Consider the following 24,163-nt stretch of genomic DNA (forward strand, 5'->3'; position numbering starts at 1 on the left):
GCCGCGAATCCGACGGCATGCCGGGAACGACATTCCGCGCGCGTCTTCCCGACAGCGCGGGATCAAAGACACATTCCGTTGTCGATCACCAGGTACTGACCGGTGATCGCCTTCGACTCGTCGCAGGCCAGGAACAGGATTGCATTGGCCTGGTCGATCGTCTCCGTCACCGGCAGGCTGGTGTCGACGTGACGCGCGGTGATCTCACGCATGTCGCGGTCCACGTCCTCCCGCTCGGTGGCCGCCAGCATCGGCGTCGGCGTCGGTCCCGGGCAGGTGGCGTTGCAGCGGATGCCGCGTCCGGCGTACTGGATCGCGATGTTCCTGGTGAGGGCGAGGACGGCGGCCTTGGCGGAAGAATACGACGCACCGGCGATGCCGTAGACGCCGCCGATCGAGGAGACGTTGACGATCGTGCCCGCGCCCTGCCGTTCCATCCGAGGCAGCGCCGCCCGGCACATCCGGAACACCCCGGTCAGGTTGGTGGCGATCACCCTGCCCCAGAGGTCGTCCGTGGTGTTGACGGTCGACTTGTGCTGATCGGCGATCCCCGCATTGTTCACCAGCACGTCCAGCCGGCCGAACGCGGCGACGGCGCCGGCGACCGCCGTCTCGCAGCCGTCGCGCGTGCTCAGATCCGCCGCGACATGGGCCGCCGCCCCGCCGGCGGCCTCGATCTCCGCCTCCACGCGCCGAAGGCTCGCCTCACGGCGCCCGACCAGCACGACGCGGGCGCCCTCCCGGGCGAAGAGCTTCGCCGTCGTCTCCCCGATCCCCGAGCCGGCCCCCGTCACGAGGGCCGTCCTGCCGACGAGCCTGCCCATCACACGCCCCTTTTGCGATCGATCGATCCGGTCCCGTCGCCCGGCCTCCGGTCCTGGACGGCACGCCGACCAGGACCGGAGAGCCCGCCCCTGTCCGTCAGGTCACCGGCGAGGTGTCGGTCACCCAGAACAGGAGTGCGTTGATCACCGCGACTCCGGCCAGCAGCGCGTAGGCCCCGAAGTAGCCACCCAGATAGGTGAGCCCGAAGGCCAGGACCGCGAAGGCGCAGCACCGCACCACGCCCTGGATCGGCTGGATCACCCCGAAGGCCGTGATGAAGGCCGCCCGCGGAAACTTCTCGGCGACGATGGAGGTGGTCAGATTGGTGGCCCCGCCGAACGACAGGCCGATCATCAGCAGCGAGGCCCACAGCGTGTAGATGTTGAGCTCGAACATGTTGAGCACCACCGCGACGCCCCACCACAACGAATAGACGATGAGACCCGCCTTGGTGCCGAGCCGCTGGCCGAGCCAGCCCCACAGATAGGCCCCGGGCACGCCGATGAACGCGGCGATCGCGAGATACAGGATGGCGGTGTTGAGCTCGTAGCCCATCGCCATCAGTCGCGGCACCAGCTGCGACAGGACGCCGACCAGCACCACGTAGATGCCGCCCGACCCGAGGCCGATCGTCCAGACGTCCCGCATGCCGAGCAGCTGGACCGAGGTGAACGGGCAGACATAGGTCTCCTGCTCGACGCGGGAGCGCTGCAGCTCCTCCGGCGTCATGCTGACGTTGTCGGGCGTGCAGCCGCGCTCCTCCGGCGTGTTGGTCACGAAGATTCCCACCAGCACGATCAGAGCGCCCATCATGAGGGCCACGATCCAGAACCCGTTGCGCACGCCGAAGAGGCCGAAGAACAGGGCGAGCATCGGCACGAACAGGGCCGTGGACATGGTCTGCCCCATCGTGACCCAGCCGAAGGCGAGACTCTTCTTGCGGGGGAACCAGTTGGCGATCAGGGCCGTGCCGCCGACATAGGCGTAGCCCGAGCCGAAGAAGCAGACGCCGCAGAACAGCGCCGTGAAGGCCCACACCGAGCTCCAGGTGCCAAGCAGGCCGAAGCAGACCGCGCAGGCGGCGAGACACAGCAGGATGTTGTACTTGGCGCCCTTCCACTCGACCAGCTTCGCGCAGAGATAGCCGGCCACGACCGATCCCCACGAGGCCGGCGTGGCCCAGAAGAGCAGCGTCGTCTTCTCGATGGCGAACTCCTGCGAGAGGACCGGCACGATGATGTTGAGGCCGTGCACCTGGACGCCGGCGCTGATCCACAGCATCAGTCCCTCGACGAGAATGATCGTCCACCCCCACCTGCCGAAGTTGGAGCGGGTGTCGGCGACGGCGACCTCCGGCAATCCCGTGGCACATGCGGTCTGTTGGCTCATGGCGGTTCACTCCTCTGGCTGCGAGCCGCGACGGGGACATCCTGCGGGCGGCTGCGAGCGCGGCGCGGCGGGCAAGCCTGGTCCGTTCCGCGAGCCCGAGAGCTCGCGGTCGGTCCGGACGTTCGGTTCGGAGACAGGCGGAGCCGCGTACGACCCGCCTCGCGTTCAGGGCGGCGCGTGCGTCAGCGTGTCACCTCCGCATCGACCGGCGTGGTGTCGATGTTCCAGATGAGGGCCATCGAGACGAACGCCACCAGCGTCAGGATCGCGTAAGCGCCCTGGAATCCCCCGAGATAGGTGACGCCGAAGGCGAGAATGGCGAAGGCGCAGCAGCGGACGATCGACTGAATCGGATTCACGATCCCCCACGCCTTCACGAAGGCGCCGCGCGGGAACTTCTCGGCGACGATCGACATGGAGAGATTGGTCGCCCCACCGAGCGCCTCCCCGATCATCACCAGCGAGATCCACAAGGTCACGGCGTTGAGCTCGAAGATGTTGAGAACCAGCGCCACGGCGTACCAGGCGAGGTAGAGCATCGCGCAGTGCTTCACGCCGAGCTTCTGGCTGAGCCATCCCCACATGTAGGCGCCGGGAACGCCGAGCATCGCGGCGATCGACATGTAGAGGATGGCTGTCTCGAGCGGATAGCCCATCGCGACGAGACGCGGCACGAACTGCGACAGGAGCCCGACGATGACGATGTAGAGCCCGCCGAAGGCCAGCCCCATGAACCAGACGTCCTTCATGCCGAGCAGCTGACGCACCGTGAAGGGACAGACGTAGCTCTCCTGCTCGGCACGCGAGCGTGCGATCTCGACCCCGGTCATCGGACGATTGTCGGGCGAGCATCCGAGCTCTTCCGGCCGGTCGGCCGCGAACCACCAGACCACGACGAACATCACGGCCATCAGCGCCGTGATTCCCCAGAAGCCGGCCTGCACTCCGAGGGTGGAGAAGCAGAAGCTCACGTAGGGCACGTAGGTCGCCGTGGAGAAGGTCTGGCCCATCGTGCACCAGCCGAAGGCCAGCCCCTTCTTGCGCGGAAACCAGCTCGTCACCAGCGCGGGCCCGCCGACATAGGCGAAGCAGCTGTCGAAGAAGCACACGGTGGCGAAGAGGACGACGAATCCGGTCGTCGACCCCCAGGTTCCCATCAGCCCGAAGGCGAGGCCGCCGCAGGCGAGACTCAGGAGGACGAGAAACTTCGGTCCGCGGCCGGCGCAGATCCAGGCCCCGACGAAGCCGGCCGCGATGGACGCCCAGGAGGCGGGCGTCGCCAGCGCCAGCAGCCGCGTGTATTCGAGATCGTAGGTCTGCGAGAGTGCCGGCAGGATGACGTTCAGGCCGTGCACCACCGACCCGGAGGAGATCCACAGGAGGGCCGCCTCGATGAGCAGGATCGACCATCCCCTGGCGCCGAAGTCCGAACGTCGGTCGAAGGCCGAATCGGTCGGGAGCCGTTCGTCGCCTCTGCCGGCTGCCAGCGTGTTCATGACGCGTGGCCCGACGGCGGCGGAGCCGCGCTGCGGGGGCGGGTGCGGGCACGGGCATCGCTCGCGTCGCGGCTCGTCCCGGCCATGGCCGCGGATGACCGCATCCGATGGACACCAGCGATCCGGCCCGCCCCGACTCGGCGGGCCGAGGAGGTGCCACGGACCGGAGCCGGACGGTGAATCCCGATCCCGCCCCGATGGTCGACCGCCACTTCGGCGTGCAAGCCGTCCATGACCCGCCCCTTCCGTTCAGGCGGCCATGATCGCGAGATCGTCGGCGACGACGAGCGTCGGCTCGACCTGCCTCTGGATCTCTTCGGGCGTGACGCCGTCGAGCACCTCGCGCAGGACGAGGCCCTCGGGGGTCACGTCGATCACGCACTGCTCGGTGACGATGTGATCGACGCAGGCTGCGCCGGTCAGGGGATAGGTGCACGCCTTCAGGATCTTCGGCGCACCCTTGGCGGTCAGCTCCATGGTGACGATCACCTTCCGGGCGCCGTTGACGAGATCCATGGCGCCGCCCATGCCGACCATCTTGCCGGGCCGGGCCCAGTTGGCGAGGTCGCCCTTCTCCGAAACCTGGAGGCCACCGAGCACGGTGGCGGCGAGCCTGCCGGAGCGAACGATGGCGAAGCTCTCGGCGCTGTCGAAGACGCTGGCGCCGGGCATCGGCACGAAACGCATGCCGTTGGCGTTGGAGAAGCTCTCCACCCGCTGGAGACCTTCGGCGAGCGGCCCGACACCGATCAGACCGTTCTCGGTGTGGAACATCACGCCCGGAGGCGCATAGTTGTTGCAGAGGCTGGGAACGCCGATGCCGAGATTGACGATGTCGCCAGCGGCGAAATAGGCGGCGGCGCGCTTGGCCATTCGGTGACGGATGTCCATGTCGTCGGTCTCACTTCGCCAGAATCATGTCGACGTAGACGCCGGGCGTGACGACGCTGTCGCCCTCGATCTCGTCCAGCTCGACCAGCATGTCGGCCTCCACCACGGTGACGGCGGCGGCCCTTGCGACCAGCGGGTTGAAGTTGCGACAGGTGCCGCGATAGGTGAGATTGCCGATCGGATCCGCGGAGCGGGCCCGCACCAGGCCGACATCGCCGCGCAGGGCGGGCTCGAGCAGCCAGCGCTCGCCGTCCACCTCGACGATCGTCTTGCCCTTCTCCGCCACCGTGCCGAGACCTGTCTTGGTCAGGACGCCGCCGAGGCCGGCGCCGCCGCAGCGCATGCGCTCGGCGAGGCTGCCCTGCGGGACCAGCGTCACCTCGATCTTTCCGGAGGCGACCAGCGCGACGGTCTCCGTGTTCATGCCGATGTGGGAGGCGACGACCTTGTCGACCCGCCCGGCATGGACCAGACGTCCGATGGTGAGATCGGCGTCGCCGGTGTCGTTGGACAGCAGAGTGAGGTGCCTGGCGCCGCTGTCGAGGACGCAATCGATCAACGCGTCCGGGACGCCGTGGTTGGCGAAGCCGCCGACCACGATGGTCTGGCCGTCGGCGAAGAGCGCGACGATCTCGTCCTTGGTTCTGAGCTTGCTGGACACGAGTTCAATCCCGTTCGAGAAGGACGGCGACGCCTTGTCCGCCGCCGACGCAGAAGGTGACGACCGCGCGGTGCAGGTCGCGGCGCTCCATCTCGCGCACCGTCCGGGCGACGAGGACGGCCCCGGACCCGGCGAGCGGATGCCCGATGGCGATGGCGCCGCCGTTCGGATTGACCTTGTCGAGGTCCATGCCGATGTCACGGATACAGGCGAGCGACTGCGAGGCGAACGCCTCGTTGAGCTCCCACAGATCGACGTCGGCGACCGCGAGGCCGGTCCGGCGCATCAGCTTGGCGACGGCCGCGACCGGGCCGATGCCCATCACGTTCGGATCGACGCCGGCCACGGCGTAGCCGCGGAACACCGCCATCGGCGCGAGGCCGAGGCTCTGCGCGGTCTCCCGCGACGTCACCACCATGGCGCCACCGCCGTCCGACATCGGAGAGGAGTTGCCGGGCGTGACGATGCCGTTCTCGACGAAGCACGGACGCAGCGCGGCGAGCGTCTCGACCGTGCAGTCGGCGCGGACGGATTCGTCGCGGGCGACGACCACGGTCCTGCCCTTGCCGGCATCGACCGTGATCGGCACCACCTCGTCGTCGAACCGGCCCGCGTCCCACGCAGCTGCGGCGAGCACATGGCTGCGGACCGAGAACGCGTCGAGCTCGCGCCGGGTGAGCCCGTAGCGCGCCGCGACGGTCTCGGCGGTGACGCCCATGCTCGGATTGCCGATGCGGTCGGGCGAGGTGTGGATGTCGACCCAACGCGGCGGCGTGACGGACCACGCCGTGTCGCATTTCTCCAGCGAGTAGGTGCGCCGGCTGTCGCTCTCGGCGCCCCCCGCGACGATCACGTCGGCGAAGCCGGCCATGATCTGGATCGCCCCGTAGGCGAGCGCGTTCAGCGAGGCGGCGCACTGGCGATCGAGGGTGACGCCGCCGACCGAGATCGGCAGGCCCGCCTCGAGCGCCACCATGCGCCCCATGTTGTTGATCTCGTTGTTCATCAGGTTCGCGAAGATCACGTCGTCGATCCGCTCCGGATCGAGTCCCGTGCGCTTCACGGCCTCGGCCACGACGGCGGCACCGAGCACGTGGGCCGGCACCGAGGCGAGGCTGCCGCGACAGCGGCCGACGGGGGTGCGCACCGCCGATACGATGACTGCTTCTCTCATCAGAGGTCTCCGGGCGGCCGGCGTCTCGAGACGAGACCACGGCGCGAGAGGATCAGCGCTTCAGGGCGGGGATGCCGAGGATCTCGCGTGCTTGCGCCGACGTCGCGGGCGTCTTGCCGAAGAGGCGCACGGCCTCGACGGCGCGGGTCACGAGGCCGACATTCGTGGCGGGCACGCCTTTGGAGAAGTAGACGTTGTCCTCGAGCCCGACCCGGAGGTTCCCGCCCAGCGCCAGCGTCCCGAACAGGATCGGCAGGTGGTCCTTTCCGACGCCGAACGCCGACCAGGTCGCGCCCGGCGGGATCTTGGACTTCAGGTAGAGGAGGTTCTCCACCGTCGCCGGCATGCCGCCGAGCACGCCGAGGCAGAACTGATAGTGCCCCGGCGTCGACAGCCGCCCCTGCTTCATGAAGTAGTCGGCGACGCCGAGCATGCCCGCGTCGAAGATCTCGATCTCCGGCTTGACGCCGTGCCGCATCATCGTCTCGCCGAGCTCGCCGAGGAAGGCCGGTGAGTTCATGAACACGCCGCCCGGCATCCAGTTGAAGGAGCCGGCGTCGTAGGAGGCCATCTCGATCTCCGGAAGCGCCGCGATGTGGGCCATCCGCTCGGCGTCGCTCGCGCGGCTGTCGCCCGAGGTGGTGCAGTTGATCACCACGTCGCAGGCGGGATCGGCCCGGATCAGCCGGATGGTCTCCGCGAACCTCTCGGCGCTCATCGTGCCGAGGCCGGCCGCGTCCCGCATGTGGAGATGGACGATCGCCGCACCGGCCTTCCAGCAGGCCCGCGCCTGTTCGGCGATCTCGGCCGGCGTCGTCGGAATCGACTCGTTGATGTCCTTCGGAGTGACGGCGCCGGTCAGTGCTGCCGTGATGATGACGCGTTCTTGTTGGCTCATGGAGCGGCTCGTTCTGATCGTCTGATGGAGGTGAAGCGGGTGGTCGCCCCCGCGGCTTGCCCGCGGGTGTCTGCCGCGCAGGATCGCCGGGCCGCGACGGGCGGTGGCGCTCGTGCACGCGGATGTCCGCGTTGCGGATCGTTTGCTTCGCGTGAGGGCGAATCCGGGCCGACATCCGGCTCGGATGCCGGTGCGGATCAGTGCTCGCGGGACGCCGGCACGGGTGCCGCGCGGCGGAACGCGGAAGGTCTCGTCGCGGCGGTCGCGCACCTGCGCGCCGCGGAGTCCCGGAGGCGGCGCATCCTCGTCGCGAGACATCGCGACGCCACGCTCCCGGCGAGACTTGTCAGGCCGGCTGTTGTCGATGTCATCGCCCCTCCACAAGCACGATCGATAGCATCGGCGGCCGCCCGGCGCCGCGACCCCGCCCGTCGTGAACGATGGCTTCTCGGGTCGCGTGGTCCGTGCGGAACGCCGCTCGTCGAGGCAGGAGCATAATGATATCGGGTGTGCGCTCTAATTCTATTTCGAGCGCCGCTTATGACCGTTCCGCATAACCATCGCCGATCGCATCGCGTGAGGTGGAGTCGCGGGCGGCAGCTCACCACGGGCGCCGGCACTGGCCGCGCCGATCGGGCAGCGGCGAGCGCCGGCAGGCTCACCGCGCAATCGTCGCGCGACGGGCCGATGGCTTTGGCGGGTGGCGGGCTCCTCGCCGGGGAAGCTCCCGACCGGCGCGGTGCGGCGCTCGATCTCGCCGTCGAGGCGCCCGATCGGTTCGGTCGAAAGCAGGCTCGGGCGAGCCAGCGAGGATCGGGTCGTCGCAATGGACAAGTGGGCCGGCCCGGCCCGACGAACCGGGCCACCCTGGTGACGGTCGCCTCCTCGTCACGCCCTCGGCGACGGGTTGACCTGATCCGCCAAGCACAACCGCGACGCGTCGCCCGCGGGGTCGTCTCCGCATCCCCGATCTCGGGCTGTGCAGAGGGATGACGCCTATTTGAGCAGCCAGGCGCTTCGATTACGGGGTAGGCTTCGGGCACCCCGGCCGGCGGCCGGGGCGCCCGCCTCACCTTTCGGACTCGCCATGCGGCTGCGCCATATCGAGGTTCTCCACGCCATCAGGCGGACCGGCTCGCTGAGCCGCGCCGCCGAGAGCCTGTCGATCACCCAGCCGGCGGCCAGCAAGATCCTCAAGCACGCGGAGCAGCAGCTCGGCTTCCCGCTGTTTCATCGCAGCCGCGGCCGGCTGCAGCCGACCGATCAGGCCGATGTTCTGATGCGCGAAATCGAGCAGGTGTTCGAGGCGCTGGAGCGGACCCGCCGGATGGCGCAGACGCTGCGCAGCGAGCTCGACACCCATCTGCGGGTGGTCTGCGTGCCGAGCCTCGGCATGGGGCTGGTGCCGCGCGCCGTGCAGCTCTTCCAGAGCCGGCGGCCCCGCACCATGATCGAGATCGCGTCGCGCCACGATCCGGAGATCGCCGCCGGCCTGCTCGCCCGCGACTTCGACATCGGAATCGGCTTCGGCCCGGCCGAAGGCGTCGCCGAAGTGCCGGGGCTGCGCGCCGTCCGGGTCGACGTCGCCGAGATGGTGTTCATCGACCATCCCGCACGCCCGTCCGGCCGGGACGGCCAGCCGATCCGGCTGGCGCAGATCGACCAGAAACGGCTGATCGGCCTCACCTCGGGGCATTTCCTCGGCACCGCGATCAAGGACGCGTTCCGGCGCGAGGACATCGCGCTGACGCCCGGCATCCAGGTGCAGACCTACTACATCGCCCGCACCCTGGTGGCCGCCGGGACCGGCTGTGCCGTCATCGACGAGTTCACGGCGAACGCGCATTCCGGCGACACCGTGGTGAGGCCGCTCGATCCGGCGGTGCGGTTCGGCGTCTATGTCTGGACGCGCGAGCAGCATCCGCTGTCGGCACGCGGCGAGGAGTTCGTCGCCTGCCTGCGGACGGTGTGCGAGACGAGCCGGCGCCCGGCGTCGCCGGGCGTCGTCCCGGAGGCTCCCGATCAGCCGCAGACCGCCGCGACGGCGGCGACGAACGGCTCGATCTGGTCGTCGCGCAAGCCGGCGAGATTGATCCGGCCGTCCGCCACGATATAGACGGCGTGCTCGGCGCGCAGGCGCGCCGCCTGCTCGGGCGTGGTGCCGAGCAGCGAGAACATGCCGCGGTGCGTCGTGAGAAAGTCGAAGCGATCCGTGTTCGTTCGCCGGCGGAACGCCTCGGCGAGCGCCTCGCGGTGTCCGACCACGTAGCCGCGCATCGCCGCGAGCTCGGCCTTCCAGTCCGCCGTCAGGCTCGGATCCGCGAGAATGATCCGCACGATCGCGCCGCCGTGGTCGGGCGGCATCGAATAGGTGATGCGGGCGACGACGACCAGCTGGCTGTGGGCGACGGCGGCGCGCGCCGCATCGGTCGCCAGCACGAAGGCGGCGCCGGTGCGCTCGCGATAGATGCCGAAGTTCTTCGAGCACGACACCGCGACCACCATCTCGGGCAGCCGGCGGGCGAACAGGCGCACCGCGTAGGCGTCCTCCTCGAGCCCGTCGCCGAAGCCCTGATAGGCGAGGTCGACGAAGGGGAACAGGTTCCGCGACGTGATCACGTCGCACACCGCGTCCCAGTCGGCCGCGGTCAGCGACGCGCCGGTCGGGTTGTGGCAGCAGCCGTGCAGCAGCACGACGTCACCCGGCGCGGCGCCGCGCAGCGCGTCGAGCATGGCGTCGACCCGCACGCCGCCGGTCGCCGGATCGAAATAGGGATGCGGTCGCACCGGCAGGCCGGCATCGGCCAGGATCGAGATGTGGTTCACCCAGGTCGGGTCGGGCACCCAGACGGTGACGCCCGGCCGGCTGCGGGCGATCAGCCCGGCCAGCACCCGCAGCGCGCCGGCGCCGCCCGGCGTCTGCACGGCGCGCAGCCGGTCGCCCGGATGCGCCTCGCCGAACACCAGGCCGGCGACCGCGGCACAGAACGCCGGATCGCCGGCCGGCCCGACATAGGTCTTGGTCGTCTCGCTCTCGTAGAGGCGCCGCTCCGCCTCGCGCACCGTGCGCAGGATCGGGGTGTGGCCCGCGGCATCGCGATAGACGCCGATGCCGAGATCGATCTTGCCGGGCCGCGGGTCGTCGCGGAACAGGCCGATCAGCGACAGGATCGGGTCGGGCGGGGCCGCCGCCAGGGTCTCGAACATGGTGTGTCCTCGTTGCGCCGTGCGCGTGTCGTGCCAGCCCTCGCCGGCCTCGCCCCGGCTCCGTCATTGCCGGGCTCGACCCGGCAATCCATCACGCTACGGGAAACGCACGTCTTTGGAAGTGATGGATGCGTGGGTCGGACCCGCGCATGACGCGTCGGAGAGTGTGGCGGTCGGTCTCACTCGAAGAGCTTGCCGGGATTGAACAGGCCGTCCGGGTCGAAGGCCGTCTTCACGGCCCGCATCAGATCGCGCTCGGGCACCGAGAGCATGCGCGCGAGCGCGGCGCGCTTGCCCTGGCCGATGCCGTGCTCGGCGCTCACCGTGCCGCCGAGGTCGAGCGCGATGTCTTCGATGCATCTGGCGATGTCGGGGGCCTTCTCCCGCAGGGCCGAGTCGCCCCCGCCCTCCGGCGGCAGCACGTTGACGTGGATGTTGCCGTCGCCGACATGGCCGAAGGCCATGGTCCGGCTGCCCGCCGGTGCGGCCGCGGCCATCGCCGCCTCGACGCGATCCACGAAGTCCGGTACCCGGCCGATCGGCACCGCCGTGTCGGTCTTGACCATGTAGAACTTCGCCTCGCCCATGGCGACCGCGATCCCCTCGCGCACCGTCCACAGGGCGCGGCGCTGCGCCTCGGAGGCGGCGACGACGCCGGTGACGGCGAGGCCGTCGCCGAGCGCCCGCTCCAGCACGGCCTCGAAGGCGTCGGAGAGCGCGAGATGGCGCGACGTCGCCTCGGTCTCGACCAGCACCAGCCACGGCGTCGGCGTGTCGAGCGGCTCGCGGCCCTGGCCCGCATGCGCCAGGTGGAACAGCAGCGACGGCCGCGAGATCAGCTCGAAGGCCGACACCGCCTCGCCGAGCTCGCGGCGCACCAGGCCGAGCAGCGCCAGCGCGTCGCGCGGCGTCGCGACGCCGAGCATCGCGGTGGCGCGCGCCACCGGCGCCGGCCGCAGCGCCAGCGCCACCGCGGTGACGATGGCGAGCGTCCCCTCCGAGCCGACCAGCAGGTGGCGGAGGTCGTAGCCGGCGTTGCACTTGCGCAGCAGGCGGGGCGGCGCCAGCACGCGGCCGTCGGCCAGCACGGCCTCGACCCCGAGCACCTGGTCGCGCGCCATGCCGTAGCGCAGCACGTTGTTGCCGCCCGCATTGGTGGCGATGTTGCCGCCGATGGCGCTCGACCCGGCGCCGCCGTGATCGAGCCCGACGGTGCGGCCGACCGCGGCGGCGGCCGCCTGCACCTCGTGCAGGGTGACGCCCGCCTCAGCGACCAGCACGTCGCCGACCGGGTCGACCAGGCGGATGCGCCGCAGCCGCTCGGTCGACAGCACCACGACCGCCTGGCCCGGCACCGGCAGGGCGCCGCCGCCGAAGCCGGTGCCGCCGCCGCGCGGCACGATCGGCACGCCGGCCGCGCGGCAGGCCAGCACGACCGCGGCGACCTGCGCCGTGTCGGACGGCCGTACGACGCACAGGATGCCGTCCGGCGCGTGGTGCGTGCTGTCCGCCCGGTAGCCGGCGAGGTCGGACGGCGCGACCAGCACGCCGCCCGGACCGACGATGCTGCCGAGACGGTCGGCGATCATGGGCCGCGCTCCGCCGTCCGTCAGTCCAGGGCGCCGATCGCCGCCTCGGCGGCGTCGAGCAGGGCCCCCTTGCGGGCGAGGTCGACGGCCGGCCCGCTCTGCAGCGGCATGTAGAGGTCGTCCATCTGGAACGGGATGGCGGCGCGCAGCGCCTTGTAGGCGGCCGTCGAGCCGGCGCCGAGCGCGTAGCCGCCGAGCTGCTCCTCGGTGACGAAGATGGCGCGCGCCGCGAGCAGCGCCTCGATGCCGACGATCTTGGGCAGGTTGTCGATGATCTGGCGCGCCTTGCGGCAGGCCCAGGCGGCCATGCTGACATGGTCCTCCTGGTTGCTCTTGGTCGGGATCGTGTCGACGCTCGCCGGGAAGCACAGCGTCTTGTTCTCCGAGGCGACCGAGGCGGCCGAGCACGAGATGATCGAGTAGCCCGAATTGAGGCCGATCGGCTCGCCGGCGAGATTGGCCGGCAGGCCGTAGCTCAGCGTCGGGTCGCACAGCGCGAACAGCCGGCGCTCCGAGATGTTGCCGATCTCGGCGAGCGACATCGCCAGGATGTCCATGGCGAAGGCGATCGGCTCGCAGTGGAAGTTGCCGCCCGACAGGAACTCCAGCGCGCCGCGCTCGTCCCAGAACACCAGCGGATTGTCGGTCGCGGCGTTGAGCTCGCGCTCGATCAGCGTCTTGGCGTAGGCGAGATTGTCGCGGCAGGCGCCGTGCACCTGCGGCAGGCAGCGGAACGAGTACTGGTCCTGGACGCGCGCCGTGTGGGTCGGGTGCAGCACGTCGTGCGGCAGCCGGACCGCGCGGGCGCCTTCGGTCGAGCGGCGGGTGCCGGCCATGATGCGCCGGACATTGCCGGCGACCGTGATCTGGCCGGGCTGGCGGCGCGCCGCGTGGATGCGCGCATCGAACGCCGCCTGCTCGCCGCGGATCGCCTCGACCGACAGCGCGCCGGTGACGTCGGCCTGCTTCATCAGCCGCTCGCCGTCGTGCAGGTTGAGGGCCGCCATGGCGGCGCACAGGCTGTTGCCGTTGATCAGCGCCAGGCAGTCCTTGGCCTTGAGGTCGAACCTCACCGGCGCGATGCCGGCCTTCTCCAGCGCCGCCGGTGCCGGCATGCGGACGCCCTGGTAGAACGCCTCGGCCTTCTCGTAGCCGATCATCACCGAGACCATGTGGGCGAGCGGCGCGAGATCGCCGGAGGCGCCGACCGAGCCCTGCAGCGGCACCACCGGGTGGACGCCGCGATTGAGCATCGTGATCAGCCGGCCGACCACCTCGATGCGCAGGCCCGAGACGCCGAGGCAGAAGGCGTTGATGCGGATCGCCATCATGGCCCGCACCCAGTCCTCCGGCGCCGGATCGCCCATGCCGCCGCAATGCGACATGACGATCGAGAGCTGGAAGCGGTCGTTGTCGGCCTGCGAGATGACGAAGTCCTTCAGCTTGCCGACGCCGGTGTTGAAGCCGTAGGTCGCGGGCGCGTTGTCGGTGAGCCAGTGGGTGTCGATGTAGTCCCGCACCTTGACGATCTCGGCGCGTGCCGCGGCGCTGATCTCCACGCTCGCGCCCTCGCGGGCGATCCGCACCACGTCGGCGATCGACAGCGTCTCGCCGTCCAGGCAAACAGTCGTCATGTCTCTTACTCGTGTTGGGGGTCAGCGGAGGCCGGGCAGCCACAGGCAGACGATCGGGAACAGGATCAGCAGGGCGACCCGGATGAAGTCCATCAGGCAGAAGCCGAGGACGCCGATGTAGGTCTCCCTCATCGGAACGTCCTTGGCGAGCGAGTTGATCAGGAACAGGTTGAGCCCGAAGGGCGGCGACACCATCCCGACCTCGACGCTCATCAGCACCAGGATGCCGAACCACACGAGCTTGGCGTCGTGCGACAGGCCGAAGTCGAGCGTGAGCAGCAGCGGGATGAACACCGGCAGGGTCAGCAGCACCATGGAGAGCGACTCCATGAAGCAGCCGAGGATGAAGTAGACGACGACGATGAAGAACATCACGACGAGGGGATCGGCGTTCAGGGCGGCGACGTGGCCGGCGAGCTCGGCCGGCATCCGCGACGAGGCCAGCGCCGCCGAGAACAGCTCGGCCGCCAGCATGATCAGGAACATCATCGCGGTGGTCTGGCCGGCGGCGAGCAGGCACTCGACGAAGCCCTTGAAGCGCATGCCGCCCTGGACGATGGCGAACAGCATGGTGACGAAGGCGCCGACCGCGGCGCCTTCGGTCGGCGAGAACCAGCCGAGATAGATGCCCGCGACGATCAGCCCGAACACCGTGAGGATCGGCCACACCTCCTGGGTCGCGACGAGGCGCTCCCGCCACGAGGCGCGCGCGAGCGAGCCGGCCGAGCCCGGCACGAGCCGAGTGAACAGGTTGACGACGATCATGTACTGGACCACCGCGATCAGCCCGGGGATCACGGCGGCGACGAACAGGGCGCCGACCGACTGCTCGGTGTAGACGGCGTAGACGACCAGGATGACCGAGGGAGGGATGAGGATGCCGAGCGTGCCGCCCGCGGCGAGCGTGCCGGTCGCCAGCGCCGGCGAGTAGCCGGACTTGCGCATCTCCGGCAACGCCACCTGCGACATGGTGGCGGCGGTGGCGAGCGAGGAGCCGCAGATCGCCCCGAAGGCGGCGCAGCCGCCGATGGTGGCGACCGCGAGCCCGCCGCGCCAGTGCCCGAGCCAGGCCCGCGCGGTGCGGAACAGCCGGGCGTTCATGCCGCCGCGGCTGGCGAACTCGCCCATCAGCAGGAACAGGGGCAACACCGACAGGCCGTTGTTGGCGAACTTGGAGTAGGTGATGGTCTTCAGCGTGCTCAGCAGCGGCAGCCAGCCGTTGATCGCCGCGTAGCCGAGACCGCCGACCAGCAGCATGGCTCCGGCGACCGTCATGCGCAGCGCGATCAGCGCCAGCGCGGCGACGAACATGAGGAGGCCGATGTCGAAACGGTCCATGGGTCTTGCTCTGCGGATGCGCCGGTCAGCCGAACTGCACTTCGTCGGCGGGGGCGGACAGGCGTCCGCGGGCCCGCAGGACGGACTCGTAGGCGACGTACAGGATCACGACGATCCACAGGACCGAGGTCAGGCTGCCGACCGCATAGACCCACCATTCGGGGATCTCGAGGAACATGCTGGCCTGCTCGCGCGTGAAGGCCGAGAGGCCGCCGGCCATCAGGCGCCAGGCGATCACGCCGGCGACGACCGCGAAGGCGAGATTCATCACCACGTCGAGCCAGTCGCGCACCACCCGCGGCAGCGGCTTGGCGAAGAAGTCGACGATCACGTTGCCGCCGTGCAGGTGGCACCACGGCAGGAAGCAGAACACGACGACGCCGGTGAGGCTGTCGACGATCTCGGTGTCGCCGAGGATCGGATGGCGGAACAGGTTCGAGCCGAGCACCGACGCCACCACGACCAGCATCACGGCGACCAGCGCGACGCACCCGACCAGCGCGACGGCGCGGCACGCCGCCTCCATGGTGCGGCGGCCGGGCGGGATCGGGGATGAGCGCATCGGCGTGTCCTCGTCGATCGTCGGGGGCGGCGCGTCGCGCGCCGCCCCCGCCTCGGTTGCGGTCGGGGTCTACTTGCGGCCGTACTTGGCCGTGGTGGCGAGGAGATCGTCGAACATGGCCTGGCCGGGCAGGCCCTTCTTGTCCATCTCGGCGATCCACAGCTTGTAGACCGGCGCCATGGCGGCGCGCCACTTGGCGAGCTCCTCGGGAGAGAGCGAGTACAGCGTGTTGCCGCTGTCGGCGATCGTCTTCTTGGCCGGGACCGTGAGCTCGTCGATCTTCTTGGCCACCTCGGTCGAGTAGGCGATGCCGATATTGTCGTCGATCACCTTCTTCAGGTCGGCCGGAAGCTTGTCGTAGGAGGCCTGGCTCATCAGCGACATGATGGCGTTCTGATAGAACGGCGTCTCCATGTTGAACTTGGTGACCTCCTGCAGCTTGTAGGGAGTCATGATCGCCCAGTTGATGGTCATGCCGTCGATCTGGCCGCGCTGCAGGCTCTCGTAGATGTCGCTGAGCGGCAGGCCGACCGGGGTCGCGCCCAGGCTCTTCATGGCCTCGCCGACGAACCGGCCCGGCACGCGGATCTTCAGGCCCTTCAGGTCGGCGGCGGTCTCGATCTTCTTGGTCCTCGTGTGCAGCACGGCCGCGTCGGTGGCGTGCATGTGGATGATCTTGATGCCCTTGAACTCGTTCTTCAGGAGCCACTTGTTCACCCACTCCAGCATCGCCGGGGTCTGGCCCGCCGAGGTGCCGACATTGGTGAAGGGCAGCTCGGTGCCCTGCAGCACCGGGAAGCGGTTCGGGGCGACGCCCGGGTTCATCATCACGATGTCGACGACGCCGTCCTCGAGCTGCTGGATCAGGTCGCTCGTCTTGCCGCCGAGCTGCATGCTCGGATAGAATTCGACCTTGAGCCGGCCGTTCGACTCCTTGTTGACCTTCTCGATCCACGGCAGCATCTGATACACGGCCTCGGGCGCCTGCGGGCTCGAGAACGAGTGCACCTTGAGGATGATCGGCTGCTGCGCGGCGGCCGGGGCCGTGAACGTCAGCGCGGCGAGCGTCGCGGCGGTGGCGGCCAGCATCAGGGTCTTCATGCGGCGATCCTTGGGTTCGGCGTTGCGGTGAGGGACGGCCCGGCAGAGAACGGAAGAGAGAACGGGAGGAAGCGTAGCGCGAGGCGGGCGGGGCGCGGTAGCGCCGGGTGGCGCCGGGCGGCCGCCGCCGCGGTTTCGGGCGGTGCAGCCAAGTGCATGACGCGGCTGCGCAAAGCCGCCCACCCATAACCCCCGGTCATGTGCTGGTCGGCAAATTTCATGCGCCGCCGCCCGGGAAATGCGCGATCCCCTTGCGGCTCGCCTCGTCGATCGCCTCGTCGTAGCCGGCGTCGGCGTAGCGCATCACCCCGAGCGACGTGTCGTTGTCGAGCGTCAGCCGCAGCCGTTCCTCGGCCGCCGGCGTGCCGTCGGCGATCAGGGTGACGCCGGCGCTGGTCATGTAGCCCGCATAGCCGCCGCCGCCGGAATGGATCGCGACCAGATCGGCCTGCGACGAGCAGGTGATCATCGCGTTGAGCAGCGGCCAGTCGGCGATCGCGTCGGAGCCGTCGCGCATCCGCTCGGTCATGATGTTCGGATGCGCCATGGCGCCGGCGTCGAGGTGATCGCGCGTGAAGGCGACCGGTCCGGCGAGCCGGCCCTCCGCCACCATCCGGTTGACGGCGAGCGCCAGCGCGGTGCGCTCGCCGTGGCCGAGCCAGGCGATGCGGGCCGGCAGCCCCTCGAACGGCACGGCGTCGCGGGCGAGCCGGATCCAGTTGGTGACGATGCGGTTGTCCGGGAACAGCGCGAGCACGAGGTCGTCGATGGCGGCGATGTCGGCCGGATCGTTCGACAGCGCGATCCAGCGGAACGGCCCGATGGCGCGGCAGAACAGCGGCCGCAGGAACGCCTCGGTGAAGATCGGGATGTCGAAGGCGTCGGCGACCCCGCCCTCGCGCGCCTGGGTGCGGATCAGGTTGCCGTTGTCGAACACCACGGCGCCGGCGCGCCGGAACGCCAGCATCGCCTCGACATGGCGGACGATCGCGGCGCGGCTTTCCGCCATCAGGCGCTTGGGATCTTCGCTGCGCAGCCGCCGCACCGCGTCGAGCGACAGGCCGGGCGGCACGTAGCCGTAGAGCAGGTCGTGCGCCGAGGTCTGGTCGGTCACCACGTCGGGCACGATGCCGCGGGCGACCAGCGCCGGATAGATCTCGGCGGCGTTGCCGCAGAGGCCGACGGACAGCGCCCGGCCGCTCGACTGCGCCTGGCGGATCATGCCGAGCGCGATGTCGAGGTCGGCGGCGCTGGCGTCGAGATAGCCGTTCTCGATGCGCTTGACGATGCGCGCCTCGTCCACCTCGATGCACAGGATGGCGGCGCCCGCCATGCGGCCGGCGAGCGGCTGCGCCCCGCCCATCCCGCCGAGGCCGGCGGTCAGCACGAAGCGGCCGGCCAGCGACCCACCGAAATGCCGCTCGGCGATGCGCGACAGGATCTCGTAGGTGCCCTGGATGACGCCCTGCGAGCCGATGTACTGCCAGTCGCCGGCGGTCAGCCCGCCCCAGCAGATCAGGCCCTTCTGCTCGAGGTCGTAGAAGGTCTCGGCGTTCGCCCACTGGCCGACGATGTTGCAGTTGGCCATCACCACGATGGGGGCGCGCGCGTGGGTGCGGAGGAGGCCGATCGGCTTGCCGGACTGGACGACCAGCGTCTCGCTCTCGTCCATGGTCCGCAGCGTCTCGACGATGCGCCGGTAGGACGGCCAGTCGCGCGCCGCCTTGCCGAGCGCCGCGTAGACGACGAGATCCTTCGGGTTCTCGCCGACCGCCAGCACGTTCTCCAGGAGGCGCAGCAGGCCCTCCTGCCGCCAGCCCTTGCAGCGCAGCGCCGGCCCGCCCGTGACCTTGAACTCCTGGCGTGACTCGTGCGGCATGGCGATCCTCACCGGCCGAGCGCGTAGGACGAGATGTCCATCCCGAGCGCCGTCTCGACGATCGGGTAGACGGACGGGTCGGTGACGCTCGCCGACAGCGGGATCACGTCCCTGGCGACGCGCAGCACGTGGAGCCGCATGCCTTCGCGGATCTCGCCGACGCTGACCGGCACGCCGTCGTCGTCGAGCGTCGTGATCACGTCCGGATAGGTGGCGAGCCGCTCGCCGTCCGGCCCGCTCACCGCCATGTACTCGTTCATCACGTGCAGCACGCGCCGGCCGGCGCCGCTGCCGATCGTCACGGTGCCGATGTCGAAGGCCTCCTGCGTGTAGGCGACCGCCTTCTCGACGACCTCGCCCGTGCCGATGATGCCGCCGCGCGAAGCCTCGCAGATCGCGTCGATCACGGCGGCGCCACCCTTCGGCTCAGCCGCCATGATCGCCTCGCCCAGCGCCAGCGCCATCGAGATGCCGCCGAGCGCCGCGTGCTCGCGCACGTAGGACGCGCGGATCGGGTTGCGGCAGGAGGCGATGAAGCCGCCCGACATGTCGGCCGCCTTGCGCAGGATCGGCGACACCTTCCCGGTCGCGCCGCGCACGACGAGCTCGAGATAGGCGTTGTTCGCGCGGTTGCCGCCGACCGCGGTCTGGATGGTCGGCTCGGGGCTGTTCGCGAGCCCGAGCGAGCCCATGTCGCCGGTCGGGTGGGCGCGAAGATCCCCCACCGCGTCGATCACCTTGGTGCCGAGCAGGGCGGAGGGCAGCCACGCATTGAGGGTGCTCGACTTGCCGTTCTGGCCGATGATCAGGCCGGCGACCGGGGCGCCGAGCTCGTCCTGGAGGAGCTGCACGGCCTTCACGTAGTCGGCGCCGAGCATCTGCCACGCCGTCGTGCCGGCCGGGGCGCCGATCGCCGCGGCGGTGGCGATCCACGCGTCGTCCGGCAGCTCGTCGATCGACACCAGCTCGGGCTGGCCGGCATTGACGGCGGCGGTGCCCAGCATGCGGCCGTGGTCGGCCCAGCCGCCGCCGCCGGCGGCGAACACGGCACCGCCCTTGATGGCGGGCTCGACGTCGCGGGCGGTCAGGATCCTGCGCATGCGTCGTCTCCTGGTCAGATGGTGCGGGCGCCGCGCCTGATCGCGTCGACGATCGGCGCCACCCGGGCATAGGCGTCGGCGGGCGGCAGCGCGCGGGTCCAGTCGTCGCGGTCCTCGTCGCGGCGGGTGGCGTCGAAGCCGAGCTTGGTGATGGTGCCGCCGAGCTTCATCGGCTCGGACCGGTCGGTGCGCAGGCCGGGCACCATCACGATGTCGCGCTCGGCGCGCATCCGCGTCGTCACGGCCCACTGCACGGCGGCGTCGTCCCACGGGTCGATGTCGTCGTCGACCACGGTGACCTGCTTGACCAGGTTCACGGCGGCGAGCGCGCCGAGGATCGCCTTGCGGGCGTCGCCGGGCCGGTGGTCGGCCGACAGGCTCACGACGGCGGCGAGCCGGCCGCAGCCGCCCATCCCCACCGCGACGCCGGCGACCGCCGGGATGAAGGCCTTCAGGTGCGACTGCAGGCCGGCCGCGATCGACACGCCGCCGAGCAGCACGTGCTCGACGTGATAGCCGGGCTCGACCACCTGCAGCATCGCGTCGGCGCGACGCGTGATCGCCTTCACCTCGACCACCCAGCCGGCGCCGTAGCGCTCGTACATGCCGTGATACTCGCTGACCGGCCCTTCCTCGACGCTCTGCGCCGTGTCGATCTCGCCCTCGATCACGATCTCGGCATGGGCCGGCACGATCAGGCCGCTGGTGGTGCAGCGCGCCGCGGCGATCGGAGCGCCCTGCAGGGCGCCGGCGACCGCCAGCTCGTCCTGGCCGAGCGCCAGGTAGAGCGCGCCCGCCATCAGCACGACCGGATGGTTGCCGAGCGTGATCGCGATCGGCAGCCGCTCGCCGCGCGCCGCGGCGGCGCGCGCCATCACGGCGAGATGGTGGTTCGGCGCGATGCCGATCAGGGCGCGGTCGGGACCGAGCGGCTTCAGCCGCGCATAGGAGAGGTTGCGGTCGCCGGTGACGCGGTCCTCCGCGACGATGCAGCCGGCCGTCACGTAAGGCCCGGTCTCGTGCTCGAAGAAGCGCGGGATCGGCAGCAGGCCGAGGTCGGGCGGCAGCACCGTCTGCTGCACGGGCGGGTTCTCGACGACGACCGGCGCCAGCGGCGCCGCGATCGCGGCGGCGATCCGGGCGGTCAGCGCGTCGCGGCCGACGCCGAGCCCGAAGGCGATGCGGTCGAGCCCGGCCAGCACGTTGCCGACCACCGGGATGCCGCTCGCGCCGGTGCCGGTGAACACCAGCGCCGGGCCGCCGTCGAGCGCCGACAGGCAGGCCGAGATCTCGAAGCCGGCCGGATCGAGCGCCGTCTCGACCACGGCGAGCTCGTCCCGCGCCTGCAGCGCGGCCAGGAAGGTGCGCAGCGAGTGCGTCTCGCCGGGACCGGCGGGGGGAAGACCACGCATCATCTCGTCTCCTCGCGGCGCGGCGGATCGCGGTCGATCCGGCACACCGCCTCGAACAGCACGGCCGCGCCGGCCGCGACCTCGTCCGGCTCGCTCCATTCCTCCGGGCAGTGGCTGCGGCCCTCCCGGCACGGGATGAACAGCATCGCGGACGGCGCGATGCGCGACACGAAGGCCGCGTCGTGCCCGGCGCCCGACGCCATCACGGTGGTGGTGCAGCCGAGCGCCGCGGCGCTGTCGGCGAGCGTTTTTCGCAATCCCGGATCGCAGGCGCTGGGATCGTTGCGCGACAGCACCGCGAAGCGCGCCAGCGTGACGCCGGTCTCGGCCGCGATCGCCTTGGCCTGCGCCGCGATGCCGGCGAGCAGCAGGTCGCACAGCGCCCTGGTCTCGGCCCGTGCGTCGATCACGATGCGGGCCTCGCCCGGCACCACGTTGGCGGCGCCCGGCGACACCGTGACGATGCCCGTGGTGGCGACGACGTAGCCCTCGCCGCGGTCGAGCAGCGCGGTGGCGACGTCGCGCACCGCCAGCACGGCGGCGCTCGCCGCCACCGCCGCGTCACGGCGATGGCGCATCCCGGCCGTCCCGGCATGCGCCGCCTCGCCCTGGAAGACGATCTCGACCCGGGTGATGCCGACGATCGCCGTGACGATGCCGGCATCGAGTGCTTGGGACTCCAGCACCGTGCCCTGCTCGATGTGCAGCTCGAGATAGGCCGCGACGTCGTCGCGGACCGCCTCGGCGAGCCGCTCCGGGGCGCCGCCGACGCGCGCGATGGCGGCGCCGAGCGTCTCGCCGCCCGGCCCGGTCATGGCGAGCTCGGCCGGGCCGAGCGCGCCCGCCATGCCGCGGCTGCCGACGCAGGAGAGGCCGTAGTCGCTCGGCTCCTCGGCGAGGAAGTCGATCACCTCGACCGCATGGTCCAGCACGACGCCGCGATCGAAAAGCGCACGGGCGACCTCGAGCCCGGCCAGCACGCCGGCCGGCCCGTCGAAGCGGCCGCCGCTCGGCACGCTGTCGCTGTGCGAGCCGATCAGGATCGCCTTGGCGCCCGCGACGCGGCCCTCGCGGCGGCCGATCAGGTTGCCGGCGGCGTCGATCCGCACGGCGAGACCGGCGTCCTGGAAGCGCCGCGCCAGCCAGGCGCGGCCTTCGAGAAAGCGCGGCGTGAACGAGCGCCGCGTCCACGGCCTGTCCGGATCCGTCACGGCGGCGAGCGCCATCAGGTCGGCCCACAGCCGGTCGCGGTTCACGGGGGCGTTGGACAGGTCCACGCGGGCCTCCGCTCAGCCGGCGACCGCGGGGGGCCGCACGAAGGTGCCGGTCCCCGGGGCCGCCGTGACGGCGCTGCCGTCGAACGCCATCCGGCCGCGCACGAAGGTCGCCACCGGACGGTAGGGCAGCTCCATCCCCTCGTAGGGGCTCCAGCCGACCACGCAATGCCCGCTCGCCGCCGCATCGTAGCGGCCCGGCCGGTGGCCGAGCACGACGATGTCAGCGTCGCGGCCGGGTGCCAGCGCGCCCTTGCGGTGGCCGATGCGGAACAGCCGGGCCGGATTGGCGGCGAGCAGCCGGGCCGCCCAGGAGAGCGGCAGGTTCCGCTCGGTCAGGCCCTTGACCAGCAGCGGCACCAGCACCTCGAGGCCGGGCACGCCGGAGGCGTTCTTCAGCATGTCGGGGTCGGTCTTGCGGTCCTCCGACCAGCTCACATGGTCGGTCGACACCACCGTGACGTTGCCGGCGGCGAGATGCGCCCACAGCGCCTCGCGCTCGGCGCGGCCGCGCACCGGCGGGTTGATCTTGGCCTTGCCGCCGAGGCGGGCGACGTCGTCCTCCTCGCTCAGCGTCAGGTAGTGGATGCAGGCCTCGACGGTCGCATCGACCCCCTGCGCCCGGTAGGCGGCGGCGAGCGCGTAGCCGCGGCCGACCGAGCAGTGGACGACATGGGCCGAGCAGCCGGTCGCGGCGGCGATCTCGTAGACCTCGGCCATCGCCAGCGTCTCGGTGACGGGCGGCCGCGACAGGCCGTGCGCGAGATAATCGGTGCGGCCGGAGGCAGTCACCCGCTCGACGAAGGCGCGCACGCACTCGTCGTTCTCGTTGTGCACGCCGGCGGCGAGCCCGTGCGGCGCGATGGCGGCGAACACGTCGCAGAGCAGCGGCGTCGGGATGCGCGGGAAGCGCTCCGGATGCGTCTCGTAGGTGGAGAACTTGAAGGCGCTGGCGCCGGCCGCGACCATCTCGGCGACGTGCCGCGGCCCGTCGGCCGGCCGGATCGTGCCGTAGAGCGCGAAGTCGACCCGGGCGTCGCGGCCGGCCGCCTCCGCCTTGGCGGCGAGGCGCTCGCCCGTGCAGATCAGGTTGCCGTCGTCGTAGGGCATGTCGACGATGGTGGTCACGCCGCCGGCGGCGGCCGCGCGGGTCGACCAGTCGAAGCCCTCGTGGTTCTTCTGCGAGCAGGAATGCACCTGCGCGTCGATGGCGCCGGGCAGCACCAGGGCGGCGCCGAAGTCGTGCCGCTCGCGGGCGGCCGGGCCGGCGCCGGCGCCGACGCGCTCCACGGTGCCGTCACGCACCGCGACGAAGCCACGGGGGATCGTGCGGTCGGTGAGGACGACGTGGCCCGTCACCACCAGATCGAAATCGCTCATCGTCGGCATTCTTCTTTTTTACCGGGGTCGACCATGCGCGCGAGCATAGCCGAGCCCCGGACCGGCCGCCCATTCCCAGAGCGACGGCACCCATAACCCGACGGACTGCGCGATGCGGTTTGTGCGGTGCAGTGTCATCCGGCCGGCCCGGCAGCCGGGACGCCGCCAGCGTGCGTGTCGTCGACACGACCATCTCGCGCGCGCCCGGCGCCCGGTCGGGACCGCCGTCGAGGCGCGCCTGCCGCCGGACCGGCGTGTCATGCCTGTCCGATCGCCACCACGGTCCCGCCACGTCGTTCTTGTTGTCGAGTGCCCCGGGCACAACTTCGATCGCCCGGCATACGTTCTACTCC

The 24,163-nt window shown here is 70.8% G+C and carries 19 protein-coding genes; 1 reads left to right on the forward strand and 18 read right to left on the reverse strand.

Features of this window, described 5'->3' with window-relative positions; genetic code table 11:
* Window positions 1-62: 62 nt before the first annotated feature.
* From J2S22_RS07040 to J2S22_RS07070, 7 genes are all read right to left on the reverse strand, one after another.
* On the reverse strand, window positions 63-824 hold the full coding sequence (locus tag J2S22_RS07040; RefSeq protein ID WP_272775212.1) for an SDR family NAD(P)-dependent oxidoreductase: 762 nt from the start codon (window positions 822-824) through the stop codon (window positions 63-65).
* 97 nt (window positions 825-921) lie between these two features.
* A complete protein-coding gene (locus tag J2S22_RS07045) occupies window positions 922-2,214 on the reverse strand; it encodes an MFS transporter (protein ID WP_272775211.1) in 1,293 nt (430 codons plus the stop codon).
* A 182-nt stretch (window positions 2,215-2,396) separates the two neighbouring features.
* The gene (locus tag J2S22_RS07050; protein ID WP_272775210.1) at window positions 2,397-3,710 is read right to left on the reverse strand and encodes an MFS transporter; all 1,314 of its coding nucleotides are present in this window, start codon (window positions 3,708-3,710) and stop codon (window positions 2,397-2,399) included.
* Between the two features lie 249 nt (window positions 3,711-3,959).
* Entirely contained in the window at window positions 3,960-4,583 is a 624-nt protein-coding gene (locus J2S22_RS07055) for a 3-oxoacid CoA-transferase subunit B (RefSeq protein WP_272775209.1), read from the reverse strand.
* 28 nt (window positions 4,584-4,611) lie between these two features.
* Entirely contained in the window at window positions 4,612-5,262 is a 651-nt protein-coding gene (locus tag J2S22_RS07060; protein WP_272775208.1) for a CoA transferase subunit A, read from the reverse strand.
* 4 nt (window positions 5,263-5,266) lie between these two features.
* Window positions 5,267-6,436 carry a thiolase family protein gene (locus J2S22_RS07065; protein ID WP_272775207.1) on the reverse strand — a complete coding sequence of 390 codons (1,170 nt, stop codon included), beginning with the start codon at window positions 6,434-6,436 and terminating at the stop codon, window positions 5,267-5,269.
* 52 nt (window positions 6,437-6,488) lie between these two features.
* The gene (locus J2S22_RS07070) at window positions 6,489-7,334 is read right to left on the reverse strand and encodes a beta-keto acid cleavage family enzyme (protein ID WP_272775206.1); all 846 of its coding nucleotides are present in this window, start codon (window positions 7,332-7,334) and stop codon (window positions 6,489-6,491) included.
* 1,087 nt (window positions 7,335-8,421) lie between these two features.
* Here J2S22_RS07070 and J2S22_RS07075 point away from each other — a divergent pair.
* Window positions 8,422-9,450 carry a LysR family transcriptional regulator gene (locus J2S22_RS07075; RefSeq protein ID WP_272775205.1) on the forward strand — a complete coding sequence of 343 codons (1,029 nt, stop codon included), beginning with the start codon at window positions 8,422-8,424 and terminating at the stop codon, window positions 9,448-9,450.
* Here J2S22_RS07075 and J2S22_RS07080 read toward each other — a convergent pair.
* From J2S22_RS07080 to ertD, 11 genes are all read right to left on the reverse strand, one after another.
* Window positions 9,357-10,541 (reverse strand): amino acid aminotransferase, encoded by a 1,185-nt coding sequence (locus J2S22_RS07080; protein WP_272775204.1) that lies wholly within the window; start codon window positions 10,539-10,541, stop codon window positions 9,357-9,359. The genes J2S22_RS07075 and J2S22_RS07080 overlap by 94 nt on opposite strands.
* Window positions 10,542-10,720: 179 nt before the next feature.
* Window positions 10,721-12,130, reverse strand: coding sequence for an FAD-binding oxidoreductase (locus J2S22_RS07085; protein WP_272775203.1), 1,410 nt, complete (start codon window positions 12,128-12,130; stop codon window positions 10,721-10,723).
* 20 nt (window positions 12,131-12,150) lie between these two features.
* Window positions 12,151-13,764, reverse strand: a complete 1,614-nt coding sequence (locus J2S22_RS07090) for an HAL/PAL/TAL family ammonia-lyase (RefSeq protein ID WP_272775202.1) — start codon at window positions 13,762-13,764, stop codon at window positions 12,151-12,153.
* A gap of 21 nt (window positions 13,765-13,785) precedes the next feature.
* Window positions 13,786-15,102, reverse strand: a complete 1,317-nt coding sequence (locus tag J2S22_RS07095) for a TRAP transporter large permease (protein WP_272775201.1) — start codon at window positions 15,100-15,102, stop codon at window positions 13,786-13,788.
* 25 nt (window positions 15,103-15,127) lie between these two features.
* Window positions 15,128-15,664 carry a TRAP transporter small permease gene (locus J2S22_RS07100; RefSeq protein WP_272775200.1) on the reverse strand — a complete coding sequence of 179 codons (537 nt, stop codon included), beginning with the start codon at window positions 15,662-15,664 and terminating at the stop codon, window positions 15,128-15,130.
* 69 nt (window positions 15,665-15,733) lie between these two features.
* On the reverse strand, window positions 15,734-16,765 hold the full coding sequence (locus J2S22_RS07105; RefSeq protein ID WP_272775199.1) for a TRAP transporter substrate-binding protein: 1,032 nt from the start codon (window positions 16,763-16,765) through the stop codon (window positions 15,734-15,736).
* A gap of 217 nt (window positions 16,766-16,982) precedes the next feature.
* Complete coding sequence (ertB, locus tag J2S22_RS07110; protein WP_272775198.1) at window positions 16,983-18,644, reverse strand: thiourocanate hydratase; 1,662 nt, start codon at window positions 18,642-18,644, stop codon at window positions 16,983-16,985.
* Between the two features lie 8 nt (window positions 18,645-18,652).
* Complete coding sequence (gene ertC, locus J2S22_RS07115) at window positions 18,653-19,744, reverse strand: thiohydantoin desulfurase (RefSeq protein ID WP_272775197.1); 1,092 nt, start codon at window positions 19,742-19,744, stop codon at window positions 18,653-18,655.
* Between the two features lie 14 nt (window positions 19,745-19,758).
* Complete coding sequence (locus J2S22_RS07120) at window positions 19,759-21,156, reverse strand: UbiD family decarboxylase (protein ID WP_272775196.1); 1,398 nt, start codon at window positions 21,154-21,156, stop codon at window positions 19,759-19,761.
* Window positions 21,156-22,433 (reverse strand): N-carbamyl-l-glutamate amidohydrolase ErtE, encoded by a 1,278-nt coding sequence (gene ertE / locus J2S22_RS07125; RefSeq protein WP_307155807.1) that lies wholly within the window; start codon window positions 22,431-22,433, stop codon window positions 21,156-21,158. Before ertE ends, J2S22_RS07120 begins: the two co-directional genes overlap by 1 nt.
* 12 nt (window positions 22,434-22,445) lie before the next feature.
* Window positions 22,446-23,810 carry a hydantoin-5-propionate amidohydrolase gene (gene ertD / locus J2S22_RS07130; protein WP_272775195.1) on the reverse strand — a complete coding sequence of 455 codons (1,365 nt, stop codon included), beginning with the start codon at window positions 23,808-23,810 and terminating at the stop codon, window positions 22,446-22,448.
* Between the last annotated feature and the right edge of the window lie 353 nt (window positions 23,811-24,163).

The organism is Rhodoplanes tepidamans, assembly GCF_030813915.1.
In the GTDB taxonomy this organism is placed as follows: Bacteria; Pseudomonadota; Alphaproteobacteria; order Rhizobiales; family Xanthobacteraceae; genus Rhodoplanes; species Rhodoplanes tepidamans.

Excerpts from the sequence above, each read along its gene's own strand:
- J2S22_RS07040 (WP_272775212.1), bottom strand. The coding sequence starts at position 824 with ATGGGCAGGCTCGTCGGCAGGACGGCCCTCGTGACGGGGGCCGGCTCG.
- J2S22_RS07045 (WP_272775211.1), bottom strand. The coding sequence starts at position 2,214 with ATGAGCCAACAGACCGCATGTGCCACGGGATTGCCGGAGGTCGCCGTC.
- J2S22_RS07050 (WP_272775210.1), bottom strand. The coding sequence starts at position 3,710 with ATGAACACGCTGGCAGCCGGCAGAGGCGACGAACGGCTCCCGACCGAT.
- J2S22_RS07055 (WP_272775209.1), bottom strand. The coding sequence starts at position 4,583 with ATGGCCAAGCGCGCCGCCGCCTATTTCGCCGCTGGCGACATCGTCAAT.
- J2S22_RS07065 (WP_272775207.1), bottom strand. The coding sequence starts at position 6,436 with ATGAGAGAAGCAGTCATCGTATCGGCGGTGCGCACCCCCGTCGGCCGC.
- J2S22_RS07070 (WP_272775206.1), bottom strand. The coding sequence starts at position 7,334 with ATGAGCCAACAAGAACGCGTCATCATCACGGCAGCACTGACCGGCGCC.
- J2S22_RS07075 (WP_272775205.1), top strand. The coding sequence starts at position 8,422 with ATGCGGCTGCGCCATATCGAGGTTCTCCACGCCATCAGGCGGACCGGC.
- J2S22_RS07080 (WP_272775204.1), bottom strand. The coding sequence starts at position 10,541 with ATGTTCGAGACCCTGGCGGCGGCCCCGCCCGACCCGATCCTGTCGCTG.
- J2S22_RS07085 (WP_272775203.1), bottom strand. The coding sequence starts at position 12,130 with ATGATCGCCGACCGTCTCGGCAGCATCGTCGGTCCGGGCGGCGTGCTG.
- J2S22_RS07090 (WP_272775202.1), bottom strand. The coding sequence starts at position 13,764 with ATGACGACTGTTTGCCTGGACGGCGAGACGCTGTCGATCGCCGACGTG.
- J2S22_RS07095 (WP_272775201.1), bottom strand. The coding sequence starts at position 15,102 with ATGGACCGTTTCGACATCGGCCTCCTCATGTTCGTCGCCGCGCTGGCG.
- J2S22_RS07100 (WP_272775200.1), bottom strand. The coding sequence starts at position 15,664 with ATGCGCTCATCCCCGATCCCGCCCGGCCGCCGCACCATGGAGGCGGCG.
- J2S22_RS07105 (WP_272775199.1), bottom strand. The coding sequence starts at position 16,765 with ATGAAGACCCTGATGCTGGCCGCCACCGCCGCGACGCTCGCCGCGCTG.
- ertB (WP_272775198.1), bottom strand. The coding sequence starts at position 18,644 with ATGCCGCACGAGTCACGCCAGGAGTTCAAGGTCACGGGCGGGCCGGCG.
- ertC (WP_272775197.1), bottom strand. The coding sequence starts at position 19,744 with ATGCGCAGGATCCTGACCGCCCGCGACGTCGAGCCCGCCATCAAGGGC.
- J2S22_RS07120 (WP_272775196.1), bottom strand. The coding sequence starts at position 21,156 with ATGCGTGGTCTTCCCCCCGCCGGTCCCGGCGAGACGCACTCGCTGCGC.
- ertD (WP_272775195.1), bottom strand. The coding sequence starts at position 23,810 with ATGAGCGATTTCGATCTGGTGGTGACGGGCCACGTCGTCCTCACCGAC.